The 1,574-nt window shown below is 74.1% G+C and carries 2 protein-coding genes; one reads left to right on the forward strand and one right to left on the reverse strand.

The genetic code is table 11. From position 1 onward, the window contains the following. The coding region (locus tag D9C15_RS33045; RefSeq protein WP_205854981.1) for a hypothetical protein at positions 1–353 on the reverse strand (353 nt) is incomplete at its 3' end. 132 nt (positions 354–485) lie between these two features. Between D9C15_RS33045 and D9C15_RS33050 the strand changes: the two genes are divergently transcribed. Further along, positions 486–1,517, forward strand: coding sequence for a trypsin-like peptidase domain-containing protein (locus D9C15_RS33050; RefSeq protein ID WP_128003698.1), 1,032 nt, complete (start codon positions 486–488; stop codon positions 1,515–1,517). The last annotated feature ends 57 nt before the right edge of the window (positions 1,518–1,574 follow it).

A 1,574-nucleotide genomic window follows, 5' to 3' on the forward strand; every position in this document is an offset into this window, starting at 1 on the left:
CGCGTGGCCTGCTCGAGCATCTGCGCCAGCACCGCCGAGGCCGGGCCCTCGCCGCGCAGCTGCTGCGCCAGGCCGCGGATCTCGCCGAGGAAGCGTTCGGCGCGCTGCTGCAGCTTGCCGCGTTCGTCCTCGGGCAGCTGCGCGGCCGGCGTCACCGCGCCGGCGAGGTTGGTGCTCCAGGCGATGCCGCCGTCGGCGTCGGGCTTGGGCAGGGCCAGCAGCTCGGCGTGGTTCTGGCCCAGCCGGCTGCGCAGCACGCCGACGATCTGCTCGTGCGCCGCCGTCAGCGTGCGGCCGCCGACCTGCAGCGCCTGGCCGGCGTCGGCACGGGTTCGGGTCAGGCCTTGCGGCAAGCGGGGCTCCCTGGCGGCATGTTCTTGTGCGTCCGCCCGAGATCGCGCGGCGGCGCACGACTGTACTGTGTGCACGCGGTGCCGCAAGCAACTTGAGTAGACTGTCCGCCGGCACGACGCCAAGGGGAGGCGATGAACCAGACCGTGAGCCAGGGCAGCCCGTCGGGCAGGAAGCGCTGGATGCTGCTCGCCGGCGCAGCACTCCTCCTGCTGCTGCTCGCACTGGCGGCCTGGTGGTGGTGGCAGTCGCGCCAGCAGGGCGCGCTCGACGACCAGCGTGCGCGCCTGCAGGCACTGCTGGAGCGCCAGAAGGCGCTCGGCGAGGAGCTTGCCCGCGCCGGCCCGAAGGAACCCACCGAGTGCCCGCCCGGGCAGAGCCTGCAGCCGACCGACGGCGTGCCGGGCCCGGCGGCCTCGGGCCCGAGCGCCGCGGCGCCGGCGCAGCCGCCGCTTCCGACCGGCGGCGAGGCGCCGGCCCTCGGCGGCGCGGCGCTGGCGCAGCGGCTCGAGCAGGCCACGGCGATCGTGATCGTCGCCGGGCCGAACGACCTGGGCACCGGCACCGGCTTCTTCATCACGCCGAACCTGCTGGTGACCAACCGCCACGTGGTCGAGAACAGCCAGGGCAAGCGCCTGTTCCTGACCAGCAAGGCACTCGGCTCGCTGCGCCGCGCCAGCGTGCTCAGCGCCACCGCCAGCTCGACGCCGGGTGCGGCCGATTTCGCGCTGCTGCGCATGGACGAAGGTGCGGCGGCCGGCACGCTGGACATGGCGCTGGAGGTCGGCAAGCTGGCCAACGTGGTCGCGGCCGGCTACCCGGGCGTGGTGCTGCAGGGCGACTCCAACTTCCAGCGCCTGCTCAAGGGCGACGTGTCCGCCGCGCCCGACCTGAACCTGACCCAGGGCGCCGTGCAGTCGCTGCAGGCCGGCCAGGGTGGCGTGCCGCTGATCGTGCACACCGCGTCGATCGCCAAGGGCAACTCGGGCGGCCCGCTGGTCGACGGTTGCGGCCGCGTGGTCGGTGTCAACACCTTCATCAACGTCGACCAGAGCCAGTCGGCCAAGATCAACTACGCGATCCGCTCGCAGGTGATGGCCGGCTTCCTGCAGTCGGCCGGCGCGAGCGCGCGCAACGACAACCGACCCTGCGCGGCCAAGGGCTGAGCCCGGACGTGCGGGTGTCCCTGCGGACACCCGCGCGCCTGGCGAAGGACCGCGCGC

The sequence above is a fragment of the Piscinibacter defluvii genome (assembly GCF_004011805.1).
In the GTDB taxonomy this organism is placed as follows: domain Bacteria; phylum Pseudomonadota; class Gammaproteobacteria; order Burkholderiales; family Burkholderiaceae_C; genus Piscinibacter; species Piscinibacter defluvii.